20 protein-coding genes are annotated in these 24,031 nt (G+C 61.6%); 15 read left to right on the plus strand and 5 right to left on the minus strand.

Annotated features, from left to right (window positions below; all coding sequences use genetic code 11):
• Positions 1 to 19: 19 nt before the first annotated feature.
• Positions 20 to 820, minus strand: coding sequence for a DeoR/GlpR family DNA-binding transcription regulator (locus tag EU557_RS22690; RefSeq protein WP_135532774.1), 801 nt, complete (start codon positions 818 to 820; stop codon positions 20 to 22).
• Between the two features lie 67 nt (positions 821 to 887).
• Complete coding sequence (locus EU557_RS22695; RefSeq protein ID WP_135532775.1) at positions 888 to 2,663, minus strand: class I mannose-6-phosphate isomerase; 1,776 nt, start codon at positions 2,661 to 2,663, stop codon at positions 888 to 890.
• Positions 2,664 to 3,234: 571 nt separating this feature from the next.
• Between EU557_RS22695 and EU557_RS22700 the strand changes: the two genes are divergently transcribed.
• The 3 genes from EU557_RS22700 (at position 3,235) to EU557_RS22710 (ending at position 9,703) form a co-directional block, all read left to right on the plus strand.
• A complete protein-coding gene (locus EU557_RS22700) occupies positions 3,235 to 4,695 on the plus strand; it encodes a T9SS type A sorting domain-containing protein (RefSeq protein ID WP_135532776.1) in 1,461 nt (486 codons plus the stop codon).
• A gap of 255 nt (positions 4,696 to 4,950) precedes the next feature.
• A complete protein-coding gene (locus EU557_RS22705; RefSeq protein WP_245326366.1) occupies positions 4,951 to 7,146 on the plus strand; it encodes a GH92 family glycosyl hydrolase in 2,196 nt (731 codons plus the stop codon).
• 97 nt (positions 7,147 to 7,243) lie between these two features.
• Positions 7,244 to 9,703: a glutaminase family protein gene (locus EU557_RS22710; protein ID WP_425351975.1), complete on the plus strand. Its 2,460-nt coding sequence runs from the start codon at positions 7,244 to 7,246 to the stop codon at positions 9,701 to 9,703.
• Positions 9,704 to 9,829: 126 nt separating this feature from the next.
• Here the strand turns inward: EU557_RS22710 and EU557_RS22715 are convergent, their stop codons facing one another.
• Positions 9,830 to 10,129, minus strand: coding sequence for a hypothetical protein (locus tag EU557_RS22715; protein ID WP_135532778.1), 300 nt, complete (start codon positions 10,127 to 10,129; stop codon positions 9,830 to 9,832).
• 552 nt (positions 10,130 to 10,681) lie between these two features.
• Between EU557_RS22715 and EU557_RS22720 the strand changes: the two genes are divergently transcribed.
• Complete coding sequence (locus EU557_RS22720) at positions 10,682 to 11,662, plus strand: helix-turn-helix transcriptional regulator (protein ID WP_135532779.1); 981 nt, start codon at positions 10,682 to 10,684, stop codon at positions 11,660 to 11,662.
• A gap of 7 nt (positions 11,663 to 11,669) precedes the next feature.
• On the opposite strand, the gene EU557_RS22725 is transcribed toward EU557_RS22720, so the two are convergent.
• Positions 11,670 to 12,170, minus strand: coding sequence for a cupin domain-containing protein (locus tag EU557_RS22725; RefSeq protein WP_135532780.1), 501 nt, complete (start codon positions 12,168 to 12,170; stop codon positions 11,670 to 11,672).
• A gap of 342 nt (positions 12,171 to 12,512) precedes the next feature.
• On the opposite strand from EU557_RS22725, the gene EU557_RS22730 reads away from it, so the two are divergent.
• The 7 genes from EU557_RS22730 to EU557_RS22760 all read left to right on the plus strand — a co-directional run bounded on the left by EU557_RS22730 (position 12,513) and on the right by EU557_RS22760 (position 20,379).
• Positions 12,513 to 13,451: an NAD(P)-dependent alcohol dehydrogenase gene (locus EU557_RS22730; RefSeq protein ID WP_135532781.1), complete on the plus strand. Its 939-nt coding sequence runs from the start codon at positions 12,513 to 12,515 to the stop codon at positions 13,449 to 13,451.
• A 634-nt stretch (positions 13,452 to 14,085) separates the two neighbouring features.
• Positions 14,086 to 14,709: a porin family protein gene (locus EU557_RS22735; protein WP_135532782.1), complete on the plus strand. Its 624-nt coding sequence runs from the start codon at positions 14,086 to 14,088 to the stop codon at positions 14,707 to 14,709.
• Between the two features lie 971 nt (positions 14,710 to 15,680).
• On the plus strand, positions 15,681 to 15,956 hold the full coding sequence (locus tag EU557_RS22740; RefSeq protein ID WP_135532783.1) for a hypothetical protein: 276 nt from the start codon (positions 15,681 to 15,683) through the stop codon (positions 15,954 to 15,956).
• 32 nt (positions 15,957 to 15,988) lie between these two features.
• Complete coding sequence (locus EU557_RS22745; protein ID WP_135532784.1) at positions 15,989 to 16,972, plus strand: aspartate carbamoyltransferase catalytic subunit; 984 nt, start codon at positions 15,989 to 15,991, stop codon at positions 16,970 to 16,972.
• Positions 16,973 to 17,067: 95 nt separating this feature from the next.
• Positions 17,068 to 18,345: a dihydroorotase gene (locus tag EU557_RS22750; RefSeq protein WP_135532785.1), complete on the plus strand. Its 1,278-nt coding sequence runs from the start codon at positions 17,068 to 17,070 to the stop codon at positions 18,343 to 18,345.
• Between the two features lie 253 nt (positions 18,346 to 18,598).
• A complete protein-coding gene (gene purE, locus EU557_RS22755; RefSeq protein WP_135532786.1) occupies positions 18,599 to 19,132 on the plus strand; it encodes a 5-(carboxyamino)imidazole ribonucleotide mutase in 534 nt (177 codons plus the stop codon).
• A complete protein-coding gene (locus tag EU557_RS22760; protein WP_210116112.1) occupies positions 19,129 to 20,379 on the plus strand; it encodes a 5-(carboxyamino)imidazole ribonucleotide synthase in 1,251 nt (416 codons plus the stop codon). Before purE ends, EU557_RS22760 begins: the two co-directional genes overlap by 4 nt.
• A 288-nt stretch (positions 20,380 to 20,667) precedes the next feature.
• Here the strand turns inward: EU557_RS22760 and EU557_RS22765 are convergent, their stop codons facing one another.
• Positions 20,668 to 21,222: a Riean_0653 family protein gene (locus tag EU557_RS22765; protein ID WP_135532787.1), complete on the minus strand. Its 555-nt coding sequence runs from the start codon at positions 21,220 to 21,222 to the stop codon at positions 20,668 to 20,670.
• A 220-nt stretch (positions 21,223 to 21,442) separates the two neighbouring features.
• On the opposite strand from EU557_RS22765, the gene EU557_RS22770 reads away from it, so the two are divergent.
• The 4 genes from EU557_RS22770 (at position 21,443) to EU557_RS22785 (ending at position 23,728) form a co-directional block, all read left to right on the plus strand.
• The gene (locus EU557_RS22770) at positions 21,443 to 22,003 is read left to right on the plus strand and encodes a Na/Pi symporter (RefSeq protein WP_135532788.1); all 561 of its coding nucleotides are present in this window, start codon (positions 21,443 to 21,445) and stop codon (positions 22,001 to 22,003) included.
• A gap of 80 nt (positions 22,004 to 22,083) precedes the next feature.
• Positions 22,084 to 22,263, plus strand: coding sequence for a hypothetical protein (locus EU557_RS22775; protein ID WP_135532789.1), 180 nt, complete (start codon positions 22,084 to 22,086; stop codon positions 22,261 to 22,263).
• A gap of 722 nt (positions 22,264 to 22,985) precedes the next feature.
• Positions 22,986 to 23,264: a DUF1294 domain-containing protein gene (locus EU557_RS22780; RefSeq protein WP_135532790.1), complete on the plus strand. Its 279-nt coding sequence runs from the start codon at positions 22,986 to 22,988 to the stop codon at positions 23,262 to 23,264.
• Positions 23,265 to 23,467: 203 nt separating this feature from the next.
• Positions 23,468 to 23,728 carry a hypothetical protein gene (locus EU557_RS22785; RefSeq protein WP_135532791.1) on the plus strand — a complete coding sequence of 87 codons (261 nt, stop codon included), beginning with the start codon at positions 23,468 to 23,470 and terminating at the stop codon, positions 23,726 to 23,728.
• Positions 23,729 to 24,031: the final 303 nt, after the last annotated feature.

Raw genomic sequence — 24,031 nt, forward strand, 5'->3', positions numbered from 1 at the left:
AACCACTCCGCGGTAGGGGTCAGACCAGCAACACTTCAATTCCCCGCTGACGGAAGGGAGCTACTTGCTCTTCCGTGGCGCCCGTATCGGTGATGAGCTGATGCACATCGGCAACCGGACAGATCAGCGACGTGGCCACTGTGCCGAGCTTGGTGTGGTCGGCGACTACGATGCGGCGCTTGGCCTGGCGCAGCATGACCTGAATCACGGCGGCCTCCTCGGGGTGGAGGGAGGTCAGACCCTTCTCCGCATCAATGCCATTCACGCCGATAAAGACCTTATCCACAAAGAACTGGCTAAGCGCCTGGGTGGTGGCGGGCCCCACCAGCGAGAACCAGCCGCCCGTCAGGAAGCCACCGGTTACAAACACGCGCACATCCTGGCGGTGGCTGAGCTCCATGGCCACGTTGACGGTGTTGGTGACGACCGTCACGTTGGCGTCGGAGCGGAGGCTGCGCGTGACCTGGGTGGTGGTGGTGCCGGCCGTAAGGGAAATAATCTCGCCGGGCTGAATGAGGGCGGCGGCGGCCAAGCCAATGCGGCGCTTCTCCGCCAGATTGCGGTCAATCTGATCGTGGAAGCTGGAGTTATAGCGGAAGGGCTCGTAGAGCAGGGGCTCGCGGGGCACGGCGCCGCCGTGCGTGCGCCGGAGCCGGCCTTGCTGCTCCAGCTCCATCAGGTCGCGGCGCACGGTAACCACCGAAACGCCAAACAGGGTGGCCAGCTCCTCCACGGCTACCGTGCCGGTGTGCAGCAGCTTTTCAACAATGACTTGGGCGCGGGCGGCGGCCGCATTGTCGGGAGTCAGTATATCGGACATTCTCGTGAATCAGGTTTAAGTGACGATTTGCCAGTGAAGGTAGCGGCCAGCAGGTAGGCGGACTACGCTACGGCCGGGTTCGCACGTAGGCTTTCAGCGTGGCGCATTCCGTACCAAACGCCCGGCCGTGGGGGCGAATGGTGTAGGCGCCCACAGCGGCGGGCACAATAAACGTTTCCGCGTAGTGAACCAGGAAGGGCTCAAAGGCCTGGCTGGGGCTTTCGACGAGGGCTTCTTCCCCCTGCACCAGGTTGAGTACCTGTACCCCGCCCTGGGTGTCATGCGGCACCACGCCCGTAAACCAGTGGCGGCGGGTCTCGATGAACTCCCGCTCGTGCAGGCCGGTGCGCTCCTCGCGCCAGTCGGGGCCGCAGGCTACGGGCTCCACGTGGTTGACCAGGTGCTGGGCTACCCAGGCCGTGGTGCGGTCGGCGGCAATGTTGGCGGCCCCGTGGGCGAGGTGAATGGGCCGGGGCCGGCCATCTAGGCCTAGGCGCTCCCAATCCCACAGTTTAAAGGTGAAAATGTAAGGCGTCGCCGAAATTTCCAGCACCATGGAATTGGCTCCCGAGCAGTGAATGGTGCCCGCCGGAATCAGGAAGTGGTCGTGCTGGCGGGCCGGAAACTCGTTGATGTATTTGGCCGCCGGGAACGGAGCCGTATCATCTTTCTGAGCCCGCTGCAGGTCAGCCACCATGGCCGGGACATCCGCGCTTTCCTTCAGGCCCAGGTACACTACCGCGTCCGGTTCGGCCGCGAGCATATAGTAGCTTTCGTCCTGGGTGTAGGCCAGGCCAAACTGGTCCTGGGCGTATTCCGTGAGGGGGTGCACCTGCAGCGAGAGGTTGCCGCCCCCCATGGTGTCGAGAAAGTCGAAACGGATGGGAAACTCCGTGCCGAAGCGCCCGTGCACGGCCTCTCCCAGCAGCTCCCGCGGGTGCGCATAGACGAGGTTAAGGCTCGGAATTTCTACGCGGGCCTCGCCGAAGCCCAGCAGCAGCGAGTTTTCCTCGGGCACGCAGTCGAAGCCCCAGGCGTAGTTGGCTGGGCCGTCGGGCAGGTCACAGACCTCGCGCAGCCACTGCCCGCCCCAGGGGCCGGGGTCGAAGAACGGCACCACCCGGAATGGGCGCCGCACTGCTGCCGCCAGCCCGGCCCGCAAGTCGGGGCCAGTGATGAGTTTGGGAGCGGCCGGGTCGTTGGTATCCAGCAGAAAATCGGCCTGGGGCAGCACCTGCTTCTTCAACCGGTCGGCTGCCCGCCAATCCACGAAGAAGGCGCGCTTGTACTTCAGGCTAGCTTTCTCGGTGAAGTTGTTCGTGCCCAGGTTGGCAATTTCACCCCGTCGCTGCCGAAGTTGAATTTCCCAGCGGGCCAGGTCGGCATATACTACCAGGGCGGGGGTTGGGCACACCAGCGTAGCCCCGGTACCCACTATCACTACTAGTTGGCCGGCCGCCAATGCTAGGGCTGCCTGCGCCTGGCTTAGCCGCTCAGGGTCGAAGAAGTCGGCTATCGTCAGCCCGTTGAGCCGGCCGAAAACGGGGTCGTTGGTGAGCGGGCCGGCTACCAGCAGGTCAATTTCGGCGGGACGGCGGTAGTAGTCGTCGGCTACCAGCCACTGGGTGGGCTGCAAGGCCGGATGTAAGTGCTGCTGCAGCGCCTCCAGATCGGTACCGGGGTAGCATTCTACGGCAAGAACCTGGGGTTGGCCGGGAGTTGAAGGCGCGGCCGCTAGCGCCAGGCGCAGGGCTTCGGTAATGGCGAGCCACCCGATTTGGCAAGCCTCCGCCGTATCCGCTACCGGCACGAAGGGAAACTTGTCATAGTTGGAGGAGCGCATAGAGCGGGTAGTTGGAAGGAGTTAAAGAGAAACTGGCGGTCCGCCCTAGGTAATTGTGCGGAAGCTCTGGCTTGAAGAGTAGCGGATCAGCTGCGGGTGCGCTTGCCTATACCGCTCGGGGCGTAGGCCTATTAGAAGCAATGCCGCGGGCTTGACATGGCCAATATTGACAATAAAAATGTTCGTTTCATAGCAAAACGAAAAATAAATAGTTTTATTTGCCTCAATAGCACTCCCTATTAGGGGTAAGTTTTACTCATTGAATGAGGCAAAGCTGCTTACTCCTTGTCTCTATACGGTCGCCATGACTGCTCTATTCCTGATGTGTAGCTGCTAGCAACTATTACTAGCAACTGCTCACCCCTAGGCCACTGCTGGCGAAAGGCTGTCACAACGCGGCCTTACACCATTAAGTCCTACCGCTCTACAGTACCTCATTACTTGCCCACGTTGGGCGCACGGAATACGCAGAAAGAGTCCTCTCACTGCCTGCCTGGTACCGGTTATCAGTTGCTGGCTGTGGCCTAGCTACCCTGCTTTCATCTCCCACCCTTTCCTACTCACCACTTATATGAAGTGCTACTCGACCACCTTTTTCGGTAAGCGGCGGATTGCGCTGCTAGTGGCCAGCTGTCTGCTGACTGTCTCGACCACGTTCGGCCAGAACAAATACCAGGTGGCCGGCGAGGCTATTCTTGATAAGCTCAACACCAAGTTTTACAATGCCAGCAAGCAGCTGTACGTGGAGCAGGTTGATGGCAATGAAAACATTATTGTGGAGCGTGGCGGCGCGAGCTACGTCTGGCCGGCCTCTCATATGCTGCGGGCCTTGCGCTACGGAGCCCTCGCCAACCCGGCCAAGTACACCGCGCGGCTCAAGTCCTACGCGTACGCCCTCGACCAGTACCGGCAGAATGGCAAGTACGCCTCCGACATTGTGCCCGGCGCCGACCCGCTCTACGATGATAACGCCATTGTGGGACTGGCCCTGATGGACGCCTACCAGCAGGTGCTGCCCGCGGAAACCGGCCTGTACGAGCGGTCCTTGATTGGCCTCAACTACTGCCTGAATGCGCGCGATGCGAACTGGGGAGTTCCGCAAAAGGAATCGGAGTTGGGGTGGGGTAAGTTCTACTCCCAGGCCACCATCCTGCCGGCCCTCCACTGCGCTTTAATCGCCAAAAACAGCCCCGACCCGCAGTACCTGGACATTGCCAAGCAGTACTACGAAAAAATTAATAACGTAAGCTGGAAGCTGCGCGACGGGAACACCAACCTGCTCAACCAGTTTTCCTTCTACAGCAACAACGGCTGGAGCCTGACCGGGCACGGGGAGAATGGGGCGGGCTACCGGGCCTACCAGACTACACCCAATATTCAGCTGGCCCTTAAGCTCCACCAGCTTACCGGCGACAGTCGCTACCTCGACGATGCCACGGTAATGGCGGATGCCTGCCTGAAGCAGTGGTACACGCCCGGTAAAGGCGTGAGGGAAATTTCCTTCTGGGGCGGAAGCGACATGGTAGAAATGCTGGTGGACTTCTACGAAGTAGACCGTAACCCCAAGTGGCTTATGGCGGCGCGCAACATGGTAGACTACCTCATTGACTATGGGCGCGACCAGCTGGGCTACTACCCCGGCTCCTACAACGACGCCGATGGCACCTGGAACCTTGACCGCCGCTACCTGTTTCCGGCCTCAATTCAGATGATGGGCCAGGCCTGCGCGGCGGCCGCCATTCTGCGGGTAGCTCACGTCACGAACACTCCGCTGGCTACCAAGAACCCCAGTGCCGCGAAGTCCTCCGAGCTGGCGGTATTTCCTAATCCGGTGGGGAACCAGCTGAGCCTCCAGGCCAGCCATAAACTCGCCGGTGGCCAAGTCACGGTCTGCAATTCGTTGGGCCAAATTGTGCTTACCGCCCCCGTATATGGCACTTCGCTGGATGTCTCGGCCCTGGCCCCCGGGGTGTACATCGTTTGCTGGTCGAGCGGCCAGCAACGCTTGTCGCAGCGCTTCGTGAAGAAATGAATAGCACCAGCGAAGACTGATTACCCCAACTGACCAAGACGCCGGGAGTACTCTATTAGACTTTGCTGCCTCCCTTGATCCATCTATTAAATGGAGTTGACAGTTACCCGCTGAGCTTAAATGAGCCTAGCCAGTTTCCGTCGTAAAGTCAGACGATAACGTCAACCTGCGCGCTGGGCTTACTCGCCCGGACTCCCGTTACAACCTTCCGCCTTACTCTGGGTCTGGCCCCTACCCCATCCGTACTTCGATCTGATGATAAAACCCCAGCGCTATTTGATGTTGCTACTGACCGGGTGCGCCTTCTCCTGCGTCAACACCACGTCGCCCAGCGGCCACGACCGGGCAAAAAGCAACTCCGCCTCGGGCAGCCCCCTGCAATACGCCAACCCGTTTATGGGCACGGCCCCGCTAACTGATCCGAAAACCATCGGCTACGCGCCCCCCGAGGGGTGGCGGGGCGTGTGGGCGGGGCTGGTCTTTCCGGGCAGCTCCTTGCCCAACGCCATGGTGCAGCTAAGTCCCATCACGGAGTTTCACACGGGGGCCGGCTACGATTACGAGGACTCCGTGATTTACGCCTTCGCCCATACCAACAAGGGCCATTGGAACCTGTGTCACCTCCCGGTTTTGCCGGTTTCCAGAGCTGCTACCCCCGATAGCTATTTTTCCCGCTTCGCTAAATCCACGGAGAAGGCCTCGCCGGGCTTCTACGGAGTTACCCTGCAGGATTACGGCGTGCAGGTAGAGCTGACCTCCACCCTGCGCTGCGGATTTCACCGCTACCGCTACCGCCAGCCCGATAACCGCAGCATCGTATTCAAACTGGCCCAGTCCAACGAACGAGTAACTAACTGGAGCATCGAAAAAGCGGGGGCGGCGGCCGTCCAGGGATTTCAGGAAACTGGCCGCCAAACCGTGTTCTTCTACGGAGAGCTAAGTGAAAACCTGCGCGACGTGGAAGTGCAAGGCCAGGGCACCAAGGATGGCCTGGCGGTGGTGCACCTGCCCGGCGGCAGCAAGCCCGTGGAGCTCCGGATCGGAATATCATTTGTGAGCGTGCAGAACGCCCGGCAGAACCTGGAGCAGGAAATTGGCCGCCGCTCTTTCGAGCAGGTGCGCCGGCAAGCTGAGAAAACCTGGGAGGAGCTACTATCGAAGGTGGAAGTGAAGGGCGGGACGCCTAAGCAGAAGCAGATGTTCTACAGCTGCCTGTACCGCTCATTCCTGTGGCCGGCGTTGCGCAGCGACCTGAACGGCGAGTTTCGGGATGTGAAGGGCGACGTGGTGAAGGCCGATTTCAACTACTACACCGAGCCCTCCCTGTGGGATACCTACCGCAACAAAGACCTGCTGATTGGGATGCTCACGCCCCAGGTGGCGACCGACGTGATCAAGTCCATGCAGGACGTCGGCCACAAGACCGGCTTCCTGCCCACCTTCTTTCACGGCGACCACGCTGCGGCGTTGATTTCCGGCTCTTACCAGCGGGGCATCACCAACTTCGACGTGCAGGATGTGTACCGGCTGATGCTGCGCAACGCCAACCTGGAGGGCGGCGCCCGTCCGCACATTGCGGAGTACCTACAGAAGGGATACATTTCCACCACGCCAGTGTCGAACCCGGAAGTGGAAACCAAGGACAAAGCTGGGGTGTCCAAAACCCTGGAGTACGCCTTCGACGACTACGCCGTGGCCCAGCTCGCCAACATTCTCAAGGATACTGCCACTTATCGGGTGATGATGGCGCGGTCGAAAAACTACCGGAACGTGTTCGACCCCGCCACCAAGTTTATGCGCGGCCGCCTTGCCGACGGCTCCTGGGTGAAGCCTTTCGATCCGCAGTACCCTTACTACGAGTACATGTACCGGGAAGCCAACGCCTGGCAGGTATCCTTTTTTGCCCCCCACGACATGCCCGGCCTGATTGCCTTGTACGGCGGGCCCCAAGCCTTTGAGGCCAAGCTCGACTCGTTGTTTACCGTGCCCTGGAACCCTAAGCATATTGCCCGCAACGTATCGGGCTTTATTGGTCAGTATTGCCACGGCAACCAGCCCGACCACGAGACGCCGTTTTCCTACTACTTCATCGGGAAGCCCGAAAAGTCGCAGCGCCGCCTCGATGAAATCATGGACAAGTTCTACGGCATGGGCAAAGATGGCCTGGGCTACTCCGGCATGGACGACGCGGGCGAGATGTCGGCGTGGTACGTGTTCAGCTCTACTGGCCTATATCCCTATTCGGCCGCGGATGCCAAGTACCTGGTGAGCGTGCCCCTCTTCGACGAGGTTCGCTGGAAAGCGGATAATGGCCGGGTATTTACCGTGAAAAAAGCGGGCAACAGCCGCACGATGACAACTATTAAAGTGAACGGGAAAGCTCACTCGGGCTACTTCGTGGATCACGCCCTGTTCCGCGAGGGCGGCCGGTTGGAAATCGCTACGCAGTAACGCGAGCCCGGGGCCGCGGGCAGAGAAATGGACGATTTTCTGCTCATTATTAGATCGTATACTCACCGAAGTTACCATGAAGCACTCCCTTCTGATCATGGCCCTGCTGGGGATGCTACGCGCGCCCCTGGCGGCGCAAACAGCCCCCGCGCTCCGGCCTCCGGCTTACCCGCTGATCACGCACGACCCGTTCTTCAGCGTGTGGACCTTCAGCGACACGCTCGCGGCCGCCCCCACGCGCCACTGGTCGGGGGAAGAGCAGGGCCTGGAGGGCCTGGTGCGCGTGGACGGCAAGGTCTACCAGTTTCTCGGCCAGCCTGCTCCGCAGTACCGCGCCATCATTGCCACCACCCAGGAGCAGCCGTACGCGGCCCAGTACACGTTTAGCACGCCGCCGGCGGGCTGGGAGAAACCCGGCTTCCCCGCCACGGGCTGGCGGACGGGCCCGGCTCCCTTCACCGACAACCAGACCCTGCGCGGTACCACCTGGGAGGGCGGCGACATTTGGGTGCGCCGCACGGTGCAGGTGGCCGACCCAACCACGCCCGGCCCACTTAAGGTGTTGCTCCAGCACGACGACGAAGCCGAAGTGTATTTAAACGGCGTGCTGCTCACCAGCCAACCCGGCGCCAATGGGCGCTACGAGTACTTCGACGTGCCGGCCGCCGCCCGGCAGGCGCTGCGCCAGGGCGCAAACGTACTGGCCCTGCACGCCCACAGCCACGTGGGCGCCGAGTTTCTGGATGCGGGCCTGTACGAGGCCCTGCCCCCGCCGCCGGCCCCCGCGAGGGCCCGGCAAACCAGCGTAACGGTAACGGCCACGCAGACCACGTACCAGTTTCTGGCTGGCCCGGTGCAGCTGACCGTGAACTTCCTCTCCCCCCTACTGCTCGATGAGCTGGAAACAGTGGCCCGGCCCGTGAGCTACCTGACCTTTACCGCGGCCGCCACCGACGGCAGGGCGCACCCGGTGCAGGTGTTGCTAACGGCGAGTGGCCGCCTGGCCGCCAACACCGGCTACCAGCCCGTCCTCACCCAAGCCGGCCAAGCCGGCCCCCTGGGCTGGCAGGCCGTGGGCACGAGCTCTCAGGCCGTGCTCGGCCAGGCCGGCGACAACGCCCGTATCGACTGGGGGCAGGCCTACCTGGCGGCCCCCTTCCCAGCGAAGCTGACCACGGGTGAGCCCCAGGCAATGCGAAGCGCCTTCACGAAAGCGGGCACCCTGGCGGCCGCTCCCGGGCCGCGGCGCGGCCCGGCTCAGCGCGTGGCCCTGGCCGCCGTGCTGGAGCTAGGGGCGGTAACCAACCCCACGGAGCGCCACCTGCTGCTCGGCTACGACGATGTGTATTCAGTGCAGTACTTCGGCCGGAACCTGCGCGGGTGGTGGCGGCGCGACCCCGCCACCACCATGCCCCAGGTGCTGCAGGCAGCCGAAGCCGACTACGGCCGCCTGCGTCAGAAGAGCACGGCTTTCGACCGGCAACTGTACGCCGATGCCCAGGCCGCCGGGGGCAAGGAGTACGCCGACCTATGCCAGCTGGCCTACCGCCAGACCATTGCCGCCCACAAGATAGTGGCGGGACCCACGGGCGAGGTGCTCACCTTTTCCAAGGAAAACTTCTCGGGGGGCTTTATTGGCACGGTCGACGTTACCTACCCCTCGGCCCCGTTGTTTTTGCTCTACAACAACGAGCTCGCCAAGGGCCTGCTGCGCTTCATCTTCGACTACAGCGAATCCGGCCGCTGGAAAAAAGACTTCCCGGCCCACGACTTGGGGACCTACCCCCTGGCCAACGACCAGAAGTACGGGGAGGACATGCCGGTGGAGGAAGCGGGCAACATGCTCATCCTGACGGCCGCCGCCGTTAAGATGGATGGCAAGCCGGACTTCGCGCGCCAGCACTGGCCCGTGCTCACCAAGTGGGTGGGCTTCCTGAAGCGCGACGGCTTTGACCCCGCCAACCAGCTCAGCACCGATGACTTTGCCGGGCACCTGGCCCGCAACGTGAACTTGTCGGTGAAGGCCATTATGGGGATTGCCTGCTACGGGCAACTGGCCCGGCAGCTGGGCGACCAGAAAACGGCGGACGAGTACACCGCCCTCGCCCGCGACTACGCCCAGCGCTGGATGGCCATGTCCGCGACGGGCGACCACTACGCCCTAACGTTTGATAAAACCCCGGGCTCGTGGAGCCAAAAGTATAATCTGGTGTGGGACAAGCTGCTAGGCCTCAACATCTTCCCGCCAGAAGTTGCCCAGCAGGAAATAGCCTATTACCTAACCCGGCAGGGGCGCTACGGCCTGCCCCTCGACAGCCGCAAGACCTACACCAAGTCCGACTGGATTATGTGGACGGCTACCATGGCCAGCAAGCCCGCCGATTTTCAGGCGTTGATCAGGCCCGTTTGGCAGTTTGCCAACGACTCCCCCACCCGCGTGCCGCTGACTGACTGGCACGAAACCACCGACGCCCGGCAAGTCGGCTTCCAGGCGCGCTCCGTGGTTGGCGGCTACTTCATAAAGATGCTAGAACAGCGTACGGCGCAAAAGCCCTGACCGGGGTTTTTGCCCCCAGCAGCCCGGTCCGAGGTGCCTAAACCGGAAGGGTCAGCGCCGCCGGGCAGGGCTTGGCGGCCCACCAACCCCGCGGGACGTAGCCCCAAGCAAGCCGGCCGCGAGCCGCTAGAGCAGGAGCAGCACCAGCACCAGCAGGGTACGCTGCCGCGCGGCCGGCTCCGCCGGTAGGTGAGCGAGCAGAGTTAGCACGTGGGCCGCGGAAGGCACCTCATCCCCTTGCCGCGAGTGGGTAGGCCACGGGATGCCGGACCAGGTCTGCACGACAAAGGTTAGCTGATCGGTCAGGCGCCGTAGGCGAGCTTCCCAGTAGGGAGTGTGCGCCGGTAACTGGAGGAGTTCCTGACGCAGCAAACGCAGCATGGCTGCCGTAGTCAGAGTAGGCGAAGGCGTAGCAGGTAGAGGCATAATAGAGCAGCATAAACTAGCTCCACTACTGCAAAACATACCTAAAGGATATCTGATCGGTAGGGCTCCGGGCCGGCCCACCGCCCTTGAAAAGGGCCGCGACTAGGTTCGTCGGAAAGAGGGCCTTGTTCACCGGGTAAATAACCAGTTTTAGCAGAAGCGGTAACGTTTAAAAATGTAGGCCAGTGCTGTGGTAGGTTGGGCCAGCCCGGCCGCCAGAGTGGGCCTTGCAAGGCTAGGATTGCACCCTTTCCAGTAGATCGGCAATGAGGAGCTAGATGCTCAAGCTATCCAGCCGAGTCATGAGCGTTGGCCTTAAAGCCGTTATCGGGCGTGAGCTGGGCCTTGCGGCGCTTTGCACTACCGGCTTGGGTTGCCGGAGCATCGCGCCCCGAGTATCCCGAAGGCCGGTAATCAGGCTTTTTACTGCGGAACCCCTATTTTCATCCCCCGGTCCTCTCCTTGATTACCCCCTGCTGCAAATGACGAAACTCGACGCCGGGGACTGGCCTAGGTAATCCTGCTTGCTACTTACTCAGCCTATTCCCCTGCATGACGTTCAGTTTTTTTGCGACGCCCGAATTCGACTTCCTCACGCAGTTTGCGCAGCAGCTTCAGGTGCCGGCCCCCCACGACCTGGTAGTCATTCCGGCGCACTTGGGCCAGGGCTACGTGCGCAAGCTCCAGTTCGGGCCCGACTTCAAGCTGGTTATCCACCGCTACGTGCTCCAGGAAGACCTCATCCTTAAGCGCCAGGCAGTAGATGGGGACAACGACCTAATAACCATCTTCTTCTACAACAACGAGCAGCCCCTCGATATTGCCTACACCAATCACGGGCAGGTTCGGTTTTCTCAGCGCGACGATTCCGCCATTCAGCTAACGTCCAATGATTTAAGCTCCGTTATTCGCTTCCCGGCGCACCACGCCATCCATTACGTGGTGGTGGGCATAAAAGCAGCCCAGCTGAAGGCGCTGTTGGCCGTGAGGGAGCCCCATGCGGTGCTGGACACGCTGACGGCCGCGGGCAGCTCCTTTTTGTTTTTTGAGGGGATGACGGCGGAAGCCAAGCTGCTGCTTAGGAATATAACGGAAGTGAACCTGCACGACAGCTTGGGCAGCTTCTACACCCAAATTAAGGTGCAGGAGCTGCTTTACCTGCTCTTCCGCAAGCTGTTCCTGCGCGAGTCCACCCCGCACCAGCCTATTAATAGCGCCGATGCGGAGCGGCTGCTGCTCGTGCGCAATCAGCTGCTCGATGACCTAGGTACGCCCCCCGTCTTGCGGGAGCTGGCCCAGCAGGCTGCCATGAGCGAAACCAAGCTCAAGCAACTCTTCAAGCAAACCTTTGGCAGTACCGTTTACACCTATTACCAGCAAGTCCGCATGAAGGAAGCCGCCTTCCTGCTCAAACAAGGCCGGCATTCGGTGGCCGAGGTGGGCTATGAGCTGGGCTTTTCCAATCTGAGTCATTTCAGCCGGCTATTCGAAAAGCATTACGGCCTCCACCCCAAACGCTATTCCCAGTCGTAGGGGGCCTTCAGTCGAGATAGTTCGGTGGAAATACCTGTTGCCCGTGCTTTTCCGCAAGGGCTTGCACCCGTTTAATGGCCGTTTCGTCGAGCACCGGCGGGGGCAGAAACTGGCCGAAAGCTACCGGCTGGCCAATCTCCAGGAAGAACGCTTCTAGGCCGGCCGGCACCACCGTGCACAGCAACCGGGCCGGCTGCTCGGTCTTGTTCTTGAAGCCGTGCACCACGCCACCCTTCGGAATGCGGATAAATGCGCCCGCAGCAGCCACGGTAGTGCCGAACTCGGATTTCACTTCCACCTCGCCTTCCACAACGTAGAAGGTTTCTTCTAGGTCGGGGTGGGCATGCGGACCCGGGCCGCCGCCGGGCGGAACCAGCATGTCGATAGTGGCGTAGGCGCCCGCCGTGTCGTTTCCGCTGGCCAGGATGCGGTAGGTGCTGCCACCCACCGAAATCGTGGGGCCCTGCTCAGGGGCTAGGGTACTGGGGGACTGTTTGTAGGTTTCCATGTGACTCGATACAGTGTGACGCAAAAGTCCGGCGGCCGCCCGCAGCCGGCTATTCCAAAAGGACAATAAATCAGCTTTATCCGGCGAAGGACTCCCCCGTCGGATTGGACTGATTTTGCGCCATTCTGCGCTAGTGGGCCAGCGGCCGGCCGGCCACCTTTGCTGCGCAGGCTACCCCCCCGGCCGCCTATCGTCTCCGCCCTGCTTTTCAGCCCCGGCTCAGCCCGGCAGAGCAGCTGAGCCTCGGTACTACGGGGCGGTAACCGCGCGGGGCCCCAGTCGGGGCGGCCTTGGTGCGCGGCCCGAAGCCTACACGGAGTAGAGTTCACTAACGAGCATATCATGCGAAAAATACAGTATGACCGCTTCGGCGACGAGCAGGTCCTGGAGGTGCGGGAGCAGCCCACCCCTACTATCGGAAAAAATCAACTGCTGATTCGGGTCAAGGCGGCTTCCATCAACCCCCTGGATTGGAAGCTGTACCGGGGCGAGATGAAACTACTGTCGGGCTCCGCATTCCCCAAAGCAGTCGGCATCGATTTTTCGGGCGTGGTAGCCCAAACGGGCCCCGGCGTGACGCGCTTCCAGGTGGGCGATGCCGTGTTTGGCCTGCTGGACACGTTCAAAGGGGGCGCCCTAGCCGACTACGTAGTGGCCACTGAAGGGGATATTGCCCCGAAACCGAGCACTATCTCGTTTGAGCAGGCGGCGGCGCTGCCGGTAACGGGATTGGCCGCGCTGCAGATCCTGGACCAGTTGGCTGCCGTTCAGGCGGGCTACGAGGTGTTGCTCAACGGCGCTACCGGTGGGGTGGGCATGCTGGCCCTGCAAATTGCCAAGCGGCGGGGGGCCAGCGTTACGGCGGTAGCCGGCCCAGCAGGCGCAACCCTCACCTCCTGGGGCGCCGATACGGTGCTCGACTACACTAAGCAGGATCTGACCCGCCTTTCCCAACGCTTTGATACCATCATCGACCTGTCGGACAAGCTTTCCTTTGCCGCCGCCAAAAAGCTGCTCAAGCCCCGCGCCACGTTCGTCAGCACCCTGCCCTCCCCTTGGAGCCTGGCCGCATCCTTTCTCCATAACCTGTTCTCGGCTCAAAAGCACCGCATTCTGATCCTGAAGCCCACGGCCCAGGGACTAGCCGACTTAGCTGCCTTGGCGCAAGACCAGCTGCAGATCCCGGTGGAGAAGGTGTACAACTTAGCCAGCGTGAGGCAGGCCTACCGCGAAACCAGCCGCGGTGAGGTGAGGGGCAAGACCGTGATTACCCTCGATTAAGCGTAGCGCTATCGCCAGTGATGCAGCTGCTCCCCTGCCCCAAGCCGTAGGTAGGTCGAAGACCGACGAGCTGCAGTAGGCCACGCTGCGCGAAGCAAGAGGAACCCCAGCTCCAGGAACTGGCCACCGTGGCACCGCCTGGCTTGCGCAGGTACAACGATGATTACTCCCCGCAATTGGCTTGGCAACAATGACCGGCCCGACCTGCTACTTGGAGCTCGCCTGGCATCGCCCGGGGGCAGGGTCTGGGCGGAGCAGGGGGTGGCCTAGGCCCCTGCATCGCCCCTTGCGCCGGGAAGGATGCTTTCTGCCACCGTCCCTTGGTAGATGCCCCAATGCTTCAGGCGTTTACACCTTGCCAATGGGCTTGGCTTAAGCGCTTAGTTCATAACTAAAGTAAAGGCTGGAGCTCAACAAAACCGCCCTGTTCTTACCCAGCCTGGAGCCCGGCTTTGGGGAGCAAACGGGGGAGTACTTATTACCGAAAAGCAGATTTTATCCTCGAAATCAACAGTTTAATCAAACCTAGTTGCGGATTTGCCGTCTTTAAGGAAGCACCGGGATGCCGTGGGTTATGAGCCCCTGAACCCCGGGCGAAATTTTAAGCCCTTACTACCCTTCCTTTCCGTCCGCTATGAAAAAGATTCTTCTCTCTCTTGCCCTGCTTGCCGGTGCTACCGCCGCGGCTCAGGCGCAATCCACCGCCGGGGGCGGCACCCGCTTCGGCCTCAAAGTGGGCGTAGTCGCTGCCTCGCTAGCCGGCGACGACAAAGATTTCCAAGGCGATGTGCAAAACCGCTTCGGGTTTCAGGCCGGCGTCACCACCACCACGACCTTAGGCGTTGGTGGGCTGTTTGAGCTGCACCCCGAGTTGCTGTATTCGCAGCGCGGCTACCAAATTGAGGATGTGTCTAAAACCACGTACCATAACATCGATTTGCCGCTTTTGGCCCGCATTAATGCCGCTGGTCTGGTGTTCGAGGCGGGCCCCCAAGTGGGCTACTTGTTTGCCCGGAAGACGAAGTTTGACGATTCGGCTCTAGCGGACATCACCGCCCGGGGCCAACTCAATAAGCTCCAGTTCGGCTACATTGTGGGCGTCGGCTACCAGTTGGAGAGTGGCCCCAATGTCGGCATCCGCTATAACCGGAGCATCACCAAGCTCTACGACGGCGACGCCGCACTGCCCGGCGGCAATAAAATTTACAACTCGGTGTTTCAGTTTCAACTGGGCTTCGCCTTCCCCGGCGGCCAATAATCTCCTTTAACTTCACAAAAAGCCCGATTTCTGCCGCAGAAATCGGGCTTTTTGTGGTTCAGCCCCTTTCCATGCAATAGAGCAGCCCCACTTAGAGAAGGGAGACAGTCTTGCGCTGAGGGAATAGGCCAAATGCACCCTTGTTTCCCTTGGCCGGCTTCCTTGCTGACCTTATCGTTGCGGTGCGAGCGTGGACGGCCCTGCCCAACAGCGACGGTATCAACAGAGGGAAACGTGGGGGAATGCGTGGATACTGAATTGTCCCAGCGACGCCCGACGGTGGCTCCTGCTACCAGGTCCTGGCCACGATAGTCATTCATCTTCTAAAAGCCCGCGTCGCTGGCTCCTAACCTAACCCCGCGCCCGAATCAGCGCCCGCTACGAGCCCGCGGGTTTGTTGCACAAGTTGACGCGTAAGTTCCAGCGTCGCCATAGCAGGCTCGACGGTGGGGCGTAAGTGCCCCGGGGCCCGCCGGCATCCATGCCCTAGGCCACGAGCAAATCTACGCCGGTGGTCTGCCGCCACCCGGGCTCCCGCGGAGCAGGTGACGCAGGCCAGCAGGGCTCCTGCCTGCCGCAGAGCTGCGAGCTGCGCGGCCGTGGGCAGACCGAAGTGAAAGCTAGTAAGGCGGGAATGGGGTTTAGGTTAGCTGTGGTAGTGGAGGGGAGACCCGACCTACCGTAAAAAGGCGCTTTCTACCTGGTGGAGCCTACGCTACTGGTCGGCTCTTGTCCCTCCGTACTCATGCAAAAGGTTCTGCCCGCACCCATGCCTCGTCCACCAAGACCCGACGAAAGCCGGGTCTCGGTGGACGAGGCATAAGCGCTACGGATGAGTAAATTAAAGCAAGGCAGCGCAGCTCTTCTACCCGCTACCGAATGGAAGGGGCCAGCTATACGTCCGTTCGCCCCCGCAGAAATTATTGCCTGACATGCTTAAAGGATACGTAACAATGCCGTAGCTTTGCATTATGCTTCAACCAAAAAGCTTGATGATGAAGCGCGGGGCCCTGCTCGGCTGGGAACCGCGAGTAGACCGCGAGGTCTTCGCCACCATCGATTCTCCCGATTTTGCCTCTGGCATTTCCGTTGTTTTTTCTGGGTGTTGCCCCTCCACCGTTTCGAATTCCGAAACGGTTTTTTTATGTCCGTTGCGTTCGGCGGCTGCCACCATGGCCTCGGTTCCCGCGGGCAGCCCGTTTCTCCGGCTTGGGTTGGGGCCGATCCGACTTCCCCTGTTCGTTTAAGCTAGTCCACCTCATTTTTCCTCCACTTCGGTATGGCACGTAAAGACCTGCTCGACATCGCCTCCCTCCACCGTGAGGAAATCGAGTTCCTGCTCGACCAATCCACGTCTTTCAAAAAACTGTTCACCCACTCGGTGAAGAAAATCCCGGCCCTCGAGGGCAAGTCCGTGCTCATGCTGTTTTATGAGGCCAGCACCCGGACGCACTCCTCCTTCGAGGTCGCGGCCAAGCGCCTCTCGGCGGAGGTGACGAATTTCGACGTCGCCCACTCCTCCATCACCAAGGGCGAGTCGGTGCGCGAGACCATCGAGACGCTCCAGGCCATGCGCACCGACTACATTGTCGTCCGCCACAGTCACCCCGGCCTGCCCGGCATGATTGCCCGCCAAACTACGGCCTCCGTCATCAATGCCGGCGACGGGGCGCACGAGCACCCCACCCAGGCCCTGCTGGACGCCTTCACCATCAAGGAAAAATTCCCCGACCCCCGGGGCAAGAAAGTCCTCATCATCGGCGACATTCTGCACTCCCGCGTGGCGCGCTCCACCAGCACCCTGCTGCAAAAGCTGGGCATTGAGGTGGCCTACCTCGGCCCGGGCTCCCTGGTGCCCAAGTACGTTCCGGCCAGCATCCGCCGCTTCACCGACTACGAGGCGGCCATGGCCTGGGCGCCCGACGTGGTGTACCTGCTCCGCGTGCAGTTGGAGCGCCAGGACGTGCAGTTTTTTCCCAGCGTCCGCGAATACCACCGGGTTTACGGCATCACCACCGCCCGGCTGGCGGAAATCCGCGACCGGGGCCTCTACATCATGCACCCCGGCCCCGTGAACCGGGGCGTGGAGCTGTGCGACGCCGTCATGGACTACGAGCGCAGCCTGATCACCAACCAGGTTGAAAACGGCATCTCCATCCGCATGGCCGTGCTCGACTGGCTCACGCCGGGCGGGGAATTTCCGCGGCAGGAATCGACGTATGCCGCCCGGCAGCGCGCCAACTCATCGGTGATTGTGCCCTGAGCGCCGCCTGCGGCGGCTGGTGCTGCCTGAGTATTTCAATTCATTAATAGCCTATAATACCCCACCCCTTGCCGGTTTACCGCACTACTCCCTCCATGCTTCTCCTTCAAAATGCCCGCCTTGCCTCCGAAAATTCACCCGTGCTGCTCGAGCGTGATGTCCTGATTGCCGAAGGAAAAATTCAAGACATTGGTCCCCAGCTAGCCATTCCCGAGGGAGCCCGCGTCATCGACGCGCGCGGTCGGGTTCTGATGCCGGGCATGTTCGATGCCCACGTCCATTTCCGCGCCCCCGGCTTTGAGAACAAGGAAACCATCACCACGGGGAGCGAAGCGGCCATCAACGGCGGCGTTACCGGCGTGGTGATGATGCCCAACACCCGCCCGGCCCTCGACTCGGCGACCACCGTGGCCACCGTGCTGGAAAATGCCAAAGACCGGTCCCGCATTCCGGTGTACACCTCCGGTTGCGTCACGAAGAACCGCGAGGGCAAGGAGCTGGCGGAAATTGAGGGCATGCGCGAGCTGGGGGTGAAAATGCTGACCGACGACGGGGACACTACCCGCGACCCGGCGGTGCTGCTGCGGGCGATGCAGTACGCCACCGAGTTTGGGATGTTTTTCGCCAGCCACTGCGAGGTGCCGGAGCTGGCCGGGCCGCGCGCCCTCAACGAAGGGGTGATGAGCTACCGGCTCGGCATCAAGGGCTCGCCGGCGTGCGCGGAGGAAATCATCATCGACCGCGACATCCGGTTGGCGCACGCGGCGGGCGCGCACGTGCACATCCAGCACGTGTCCAGCAAGCTCGGCATGGAAACCATCCGCTGGTGGAAATCCCGCGGCGACGTAAAAGTGACGGCGGAAGTGGCCCCGCACCACCTGATGTTCACCGACGAGCACATCGGCGACTACGACACGAACTACAAGATGAACCCGCCACTGCGGACGCAGGCGGATTGTGATGCCCTGCTCGAGGGGCTCATCGAAGGCGTATTCGACCTCATTGCCACCGACCACGCGCCGCACACGCCGTTTGAAAAAGCCCAGGATTTCATCAGCGCCCCCAATGGCATCACCGGCCTGGATACGGCCCTGGTGTCGCTCTATCACCACTTCGTCGAGCCCGGAAAATTCGGGTGGGACCTGGTGGTGAAGCGCTACTCGGCGGAGCCCCGCCGCCTGATGGGCCTGCCGGTAGCCGCCATCGAAGTCGGCCAGCCAGCCAATTGCGTCCTGTTCGACACCGAAGCGGAAACCACCTTCACGCGGGACTTCATGAAATCCAAGTCCCAGAACACCCCCTTCATCGACCAGACGTTGAAAGGCCGGGTGGACCTGGTGATTTTAGACACGGAAATTCTGCTGGAGCGCTAACAGGCAGTTGAGCGGGTACCTGTACTTTTCAGGATTCGCCTCGCGTTTCGCGGTGCCACTGGTGTCGCAGCAGTAGATTTGTGGCCGCGGTCAAGGGTAGCCAACCAGCTACCCTTGACCGGTTTTTTCACCAGCGGGGCACGGCGCAGCTTAATCGGCACCTGTCTGCGCACGCATTCCGGCCGGTGACCACGCCCAAAATCGTGGTTTTTTGATCTCCCCGGGGCGCCGAGCTCCCTCTATACTACCTACCATGAGTACCCTCCTTCCCTCCGACCCTCCGCCCCTCCGCCCCGTCCCGGGCAAGCCCCTGGTCGGCGTGGTCATGGGCTCCAGCAGCGACTGGGACACCATGCAGCACGCCGTGCAGATTCTCGCGGACTTTGGCGTGGCCCACGAAGCGCGCGTGGTGTCGGCCCACCGCATGCCCGACGACTTGTTTGCCTACGCCGAGCAAGCCGGCCCGCGCGGCCTGCAGGCCATCATTGCCGGGGCGGGTGGAGCCGCCCACCTGCCGGGCATGCTGGCCGCCAAAACTACGGTGCCCGTGCTGGGGGTCCCGGTGGCCAGTCGCCATTTACAGGGCGTGGACTCGCTGCACAGCATCGTGCAAATGCCCAAGGGGGTACCCGTGGCCACGTTTGCGATTGGCACCGCCGGGGCGGCCAACGCCGCCCTGTTCGCCGTCAGCCAGCTGGCCCTGCACGACCCGGACCTGGCGACCAAGCTGCTGGCGTTTCGCGCCGAACAAACTCAGGCCGCTCGCGCCATGACGCTGCCCGTATGAGCGCCGACAGTCACATGACAGCCATGACCCCAGTTTTCCCGGGCAGTGTGGACGCCGCGGGCCAGCGGGCTACCCTGGGGGTGCTGGGCGGGGGGCAGCTGGGCCGGATGTTCGTGCACGCCGCCCAGCGCCTGGGGTACTTCACCGCCGTGCTGGAGCCCGACGTGCACAGCCCGGCCGGGCAGGTGAGTCACCACCACATCCAGACCGGCTACGACGACCCGGCCGGGCTGGCGCAACTAGCCCACCTGTGCCAGGCCATCACCACCGAGTTTGAAAACGTGCCGGCCCAGGCCCTGCAAACGCTGGCGCTGACCCGGCCCGTGGCGCCGAGTGCGGCCGTGGTGGGCATTGCCCAGGACCGCGTGGCGGAAAAAGCTCACTTCGCGGCCTGCGCTGACCTCTCGGGGGTGACCTGCGCCCCCTACGCAGTCATTGAAACGCTGGCCCAGCGGCAGGCCGTCCAGGCCGAGCGGGCGGAGTTGCTGCCCGGCATCCTGAAAACCGCGCGCATGGGCTACGACGGCAAGGGCCAGGTCCGCGTTAAGACGGCTGAGGAACTGGCCGCCGCCTGGGCGGAGTTGGGCGGCGTGGCCTGCGTGCTGGAAAAGATGCTGCCGCTCACCGCCGAGTGCTCGGTGCTGGTGGCGCGCGGCTGGGACGGGCAGGTCGTCAGCTTCGCCCCGCAGCGCAACGTGCACGTCGAGGGCATTTTGGCCGTGACCCACGCCTACGCCGGAAACATGCCGCCCACCCTGGCCGAGAGGGCCCAAGCCGCGGCCGTGGCCATTGCGCAGCATCTCGGCTACGTGGGGGTGCTGTGCGTTGAGTTTTTTGTGGTGGACGACGGCAGCACGCACGGTGGCCTAATAGTTAATGAGATGGCCCCGCGCCCGCACAACAGCGGCCACTATACTATGGACGCCTGTGACGCGTCGCAGTTTGACCTGCAGGTCCATACCATGGCGGGCTTGCCCTTGCCCCAGCCGCGCCAGCATTCCCCGGCCATCATGCTCAACCTGCTGGGCGACGTGTGGTTTGATGCCAGCGGGCAGCTGCAGGAGCCGGACTGGCGCTCCGTGCTGAGTTTGCCGGGCACGCACCTGCACCTGTACGGCAAGCTAGAAGCGCGCGCCGGCCGCAAGATGGGCCACCTGACCATTACCGGCCCGGACGTTGCCAGTGTCAAAACCGTAGCGCGCCGCGCCGCGGGGCTGCTGGGCTTGCCGGGGCTGGACGATATCTAGGGCTAGCGGCTGAACTGGCCCAGGTCAACCGGACGCCGAGGTGCTTTCGCCTTCTGTTCTACAGCCCTAGGCCCCCGCAACCTTTCGGGTACTGAGCGGGCCCCGGTGAACCGGGGCCCGCTCAAGATCCCGAGAATATCGCCCGGCCAGCAAAGCAGACCGCGACTTGGACTCCCCTCCTACTGAGCTGCCTGGCCGGCCTGTGCGGGGTGCCCGGCTGGTCACACGCCTCCGGGGGATGGAGGTGCGCCCCTGACAAGTCAAATAAGATGACTCCTACTGCTCCGGCTACTCTGATTTGTAATCGAAGCGGCCCTGAGTGACGCGCACTTGGCGTCCAGTGGTCCGATCCGTAGCGACGAATTCGAAACGTCCCGCCACGAGGTTTGCTTGCCGGTCTAGCCAGGTAATTGTCAGCGTGCCTGACGCGGGCGATTGAGTTCTATACTGGCCGTCCGGAGAGTAATATTGACCCTGGGCAACTCCTTTGTGAGCTGAAAGTGAGAAGGGATACGTTTTTCCCTCTTCCAGCACCATGCTGTCGGCTTCAATCAGGAGCAGCGCCGAATCCTGGCTTTTTTCGTCGGTAATTCCCAACGAAAAATTCGAACTGGCGGCCGTGGTGCCGAGCCGATAGGCCAAACTGGTCCCGGAACGGCCCCAGGCATTACGAGGAATAAGCACGTTGCCATCCACCAGACAGCCGGCTTGGTTGGCTCCCACCGTTGTTTCCGGCGGGAGGGCTGGAGATACCTTCTCCGGTTGACAAGCGACAAGCAACGTGCCGAAGAGCAGTTGTCCGGCCAGCAACGCGGGGCGGGGCCTAGGGATGGGAGCAGACATGGGGGGAGCGGGGGATTCGTGAGTTAGGAGAAGATACCACCGGCAAGGTAAGAGTTGCACCCTCGCGTACAATTGTGCTTCCTGCGCGGGCTACATGGCTTAGGGGCAAGGAGTAGTGATGACCGGGTAAGTGGATACTAAGCCAGCGGGGAAGCTTCCCTGGCTGCCGGCGTCATTTGCCGTACTATCTCCCCAGCAGTCCCTGGCCTAGGCGTTGGCGATGAGCCTATCAGTCGGTAACTGCGCGCTGTTGAGGGAGCTTTCGTCATCCGTTGTGATTATTCTAGCTATTGCCCTGGTTAGTGCCGGCGCCCTGCCCTTTCGCAACTCACTGGGCGTGGTGCTGGGCGCTAACATCGGCACGACCATTCCCAGTCAGCTGTTTGCCTTTGACCTGGGTCAATACGCGGTGGTGGCCATGTTGCCCGGGCTACTGCTGTTATCCTTCGCCAAGAAGCGCACCGGCCGCACGATGGGGCGGGCTTTATTCTGCTTTGGGCTACTGTTCTTTAGCTTGTTTATCATTGGCGAGGCCGCCGCGCCGCTCAAAGACTATGAGGCCGTGCAGGCGTGGCTGCTGAAGTTGGAAAATCCCGTGCGCGGGGCGGGCGCCGGGGCCCTTATCACCCTGCTTATTCAGTCGTCGTCGGCCACGCTGGGCATGGTAATCAAGCTCGCCGCGAAGGGGCTGCTCACCCTGCCCGCCGGCATTGCCGTGATGCTGGGGGCGGAATTGGGTACCTGCTCCGACACGTTGCTGGCCACGCTGGGCCGGCGCTGAAAACCGGGCTGTTTCATCTGGGCTTCAACCTGGTTTCCATCACGCTGGGCCTGCTGCTGGTACACCCCTTCACGGCCCTGGTGGTGGGCCTGGCGGGCCAAGCCGAGGTGTCCCGCCAGATTGCGCACGCCCACGTGCTGTTCAACGTCGCAGGCGTGCTGGTTTTTGCTCCGCTGGTGCCCCTCTGCCAACGGCTCCTGGACGCTTGGCTGCCCGACCAGGGCGTAGGCAAGCAAGCCTTCCAGGTTCAGCCAGTCTAATTCGCTGGCCTTGCGGCGGCTACGTACGGCCCCTTGGCCCCGTACGAATCAGGGAGCAGGCCGTGACCTGCGGCCGGTAGGTCACATCCCTGCCTGCCCAACGGTTTGGCCAACTGCTGCAGAGCCCGTTGGGTCATGGCCTCGCCGTAAACGCATGGCGCTTGGGGGAATTGCTTATCGGCCGCCGCCGAGTAGCCTCACCCTTCGACACAAGCAGTTTTATGGTGTAGCGACTTAGTTGGGGACTAGCATTGTCGGGACTAGCACTAACACTACCGAGGGCAAAGCGATTCTCGACCGCCCGGTTCTCACTCCGTGTCTCGTTGACGAGGTAAAGCTAGTAGGTGATTTTGACCGGCTGTTCGTACGAATAAGCTGGGTTTTGGCATTTTTGGTGCACGGATACCCACTGGGCGGTAGGCGGAGTTGTAAAGGCCGATAAGCTAGTAGCTAGCTACTGAACAGGTCCTAACCCACTATCCAGGTGTTCGCTAACAGGTTGTTAGTTGCAATAAGGCCACCCCGCCCTTTTTCTTGCCGACCTTTCCTGGCCCGCCGCTCCCTACCTTGCGACCCCGTTGCTACCAGCTTCATCTGCCCACCCCCTAGCATCCCGTCTGCCTCGCCCTTTTCTGAACTCGCCCAAGCGGTTCTGACCAGGGCAGCGACTTCCCCGGCCTAAACGCTGAGCAGACTGCTCCGCAAGGGCCCCCTCCCGCGCCATGACACTTCTCCTACTTTGCCTGTTGTTCTTCAATCTGCTGTGTTTCCTGCTCTTCGCCGCGGATAAACGGAAAGCCCAGCGCAGCCAGCGGCGCATTGCCGAAAAAACGCTGCACCTGGCTACGCTGCCGGGCGCAGCGCCCGGCGCGTGGGCGGCTATTTTACTGCTGCCCCACAAGAACCGCAAAGCCTCTTTCTGGGGCGTTACCCTGGTGCTGACGCTGCTGCAAGGGGCGATTCTCTATTGCACGTTACCATATTTTCAGGCGCGGTTTTAACGGGGTCAAACGGGTTGCCGGCGGGGAAATCAACCGTGCACAAGTCAAGCCGCGGGATTTCATAGGCGTAGATGCAGTCATCGGGTAGGGGGCAAAAGACGATCGTGTGGCCGTACGTCCGTAACCGATGGTAAATGGTTGCCAACTGTTTTTGCTCGAGGGAGTGCCCCTCGCGTACGCCTCTTGTTACCACGCATACGCCCATGACCAAGCAAGACCTACTGGCCACGTTGCTAAGGCTAGACATCAGTCCGGATAGCTACACCTTAGCGGGTGGCCTACCCAACGAAGCCTTTTGCTTGGACCACTCCCCGGGCAAATGGGACGTGTACTACAGTGAACGAGGGCAGAAAACTGGGCTGGTTTCTTTTGCCGAGGAGGACGTGGCCTGCAAGTATTTGCTGGGTACTCTCATTCAACACGTTTACCTGCTTCGCTTCCCGCTTCCCACCAAGAAAGGGTAGAGCCAAAAGGTAAGCATCGTCGCAACTCCTTATTAAGCTCAACCTACTGTTCAGCTTAATAAGGAGTTTACTTTCTATAAGCGCCTGCGCTAGGAAGTACCTTTCCATTCAGGAAACGGTTAGCGGCGGCTTACCTACCTACTTTTTAGGCGCGCAATTTGTCCCAAGTGGTACTAGCTGGGTTCAATCACTGCAACCAAGGCTGGCCAGCCGAAGGGATTTCTCGCCCGCCGCCCCGGCGAGCTATACGCAGAGTCGCGCTACATTGTAACCGAAAGCGCCGCTAAGGAATTTTGGCTAGCC

It is taken from the genome of Hymenobacter wooponensis, assembly GCF_004745865.1.
Lineage (GTDB): Bacteria > Bacteroidota > Bacteroidia > Cytophagales > Hymenobacteraceae > Hymenobacter > Hymenobacter wooponensis.

Coding starts and splice junctions, on each gene's coding strand:
- EU557_RS22690 (WP_135532774.1), bottom strand. CDS start 820: ATGTCCGATATACTGACTCCCGACAATGCGGCCGCCGCCCGCGCCCAA.
- EU557_RS22695 (WP_135532775.1), bottom strand. CDS start 2,663: ATGCGCTCCTCCAACTATGACAAGTTTCCCTTCGTGCCGGTAGCGGAT.
- EU557_RS22700 (WP_135532776.1), top strand. CDS start 3,235: ATGAAGTGCTACTCGACCACCTTTTTCGGTAAGCGGCGGATTGCGCTG.
- EU557_RS22705 (WP_245326366.1), top strand. CDS start 4,951: ATGATAAAACCCCAGCGCTATTTGATGTTGCTACTGACCGGGTGCGCC.
- EU557_RS22710 (WP_425351975.1), top strand. CDS start 7,244: ATGGCCCTGCTGGGGATGCTACGCGCGCCCCTGGCGGCGCAAACAGCC.
- EU557_RS22715 (WP_135532778.1), bottom strand. CDS start 10,129: ATGCCTCTACCTGCTACGCCTTCGCCTACTCTGACTACGGCAGCCATG.
- EU557_RS22720 (WP_135532779.1), top strand. CDS start 10,682: ATGACGTTCAGTTTTTTTGCGACGCCCGAATTCGACTTCCTCACGCAG.
- EU557_RS22725 (WP_135532780.1), bottom strand. CDS start 12,170: ATGGAAACCTACAAACAGTCCCCCAGTACCCTAGCCCCTGAGCAGGGC.
- EU557_RS22730 (WP_135532781.1), top strand. CDS start 12,513: ATGCGAAAAATACAGTATGACCGCTTCGGCGACGAGCAGGTCCTGGAG.
- EU557_RS22735 (WP_135532782.1), top strand. CDS start 14,086: ATGAAAAAGATTCTTCTCTCTCTTGCCCTGCTTGCCGGTGCTACCGCC.
- EU557_RS22740 (WP_135532783.1), top strand. CDS start 15,681: ATGCTTCAACCAAAAAGCTTGATGATGAAGCGCGGGGCCCTGCTCGGC.
- EU557_RS22745 (WP_135532784.1), top strand. CDS start 15,989: ATGGCACGTAAAGACCTGCTCGACATCGCCTCCCTCCACCGTGAGGAA.
- EU557_RS22750 (WP_135532785.1), top strand. CDS start 17,068: ATGCTTCTCCTTCAAAATGCCCGCCTTGCCTCCGAAAATTCACCCGTG.
- purE (WP_135532786.1), top strand. CDS start 18,599: ATGAGTACCCTCCTTCCCTCCGACCCTCCGCCCCTCCGCCCCGTCCCG.
- EU557_RS22760 (WP_210116112.1), top strand. CDS start 19,129: ATGAGCGCCGACAGTCACATGACAGCCATGACCCCAGTTTTCCCGGGC.
- EU557_RS22765 (WP_135532787.1), bottom strand. CDS start 21,222: ATGTCTGCTCCCATCCCTAGGCCCCGCCCCGCGTTGCTGGCCGGACAA.
- EU557_RS22770 (WP_135532788.1), top strand. CDS start 21,443: ATGAGCCTATCAGTCGGTAACTGCGCGCTGTTGAGGGAGCTTTCGTCA.
- EU557_RS22780 (WP_135532790.1), top strand. CDS start 22,986: ATGACACTTCTCCTACTTTGCCTGTTGTTCTTCAATCTGCTGTGTTTC.
- EU557_RS22785 (WP_135532791.1), top strand. CDS start 23,468: ATGACCAAGCAAGACCTACTGGCCACGTTGCTAAGGCTAGACATCAGT.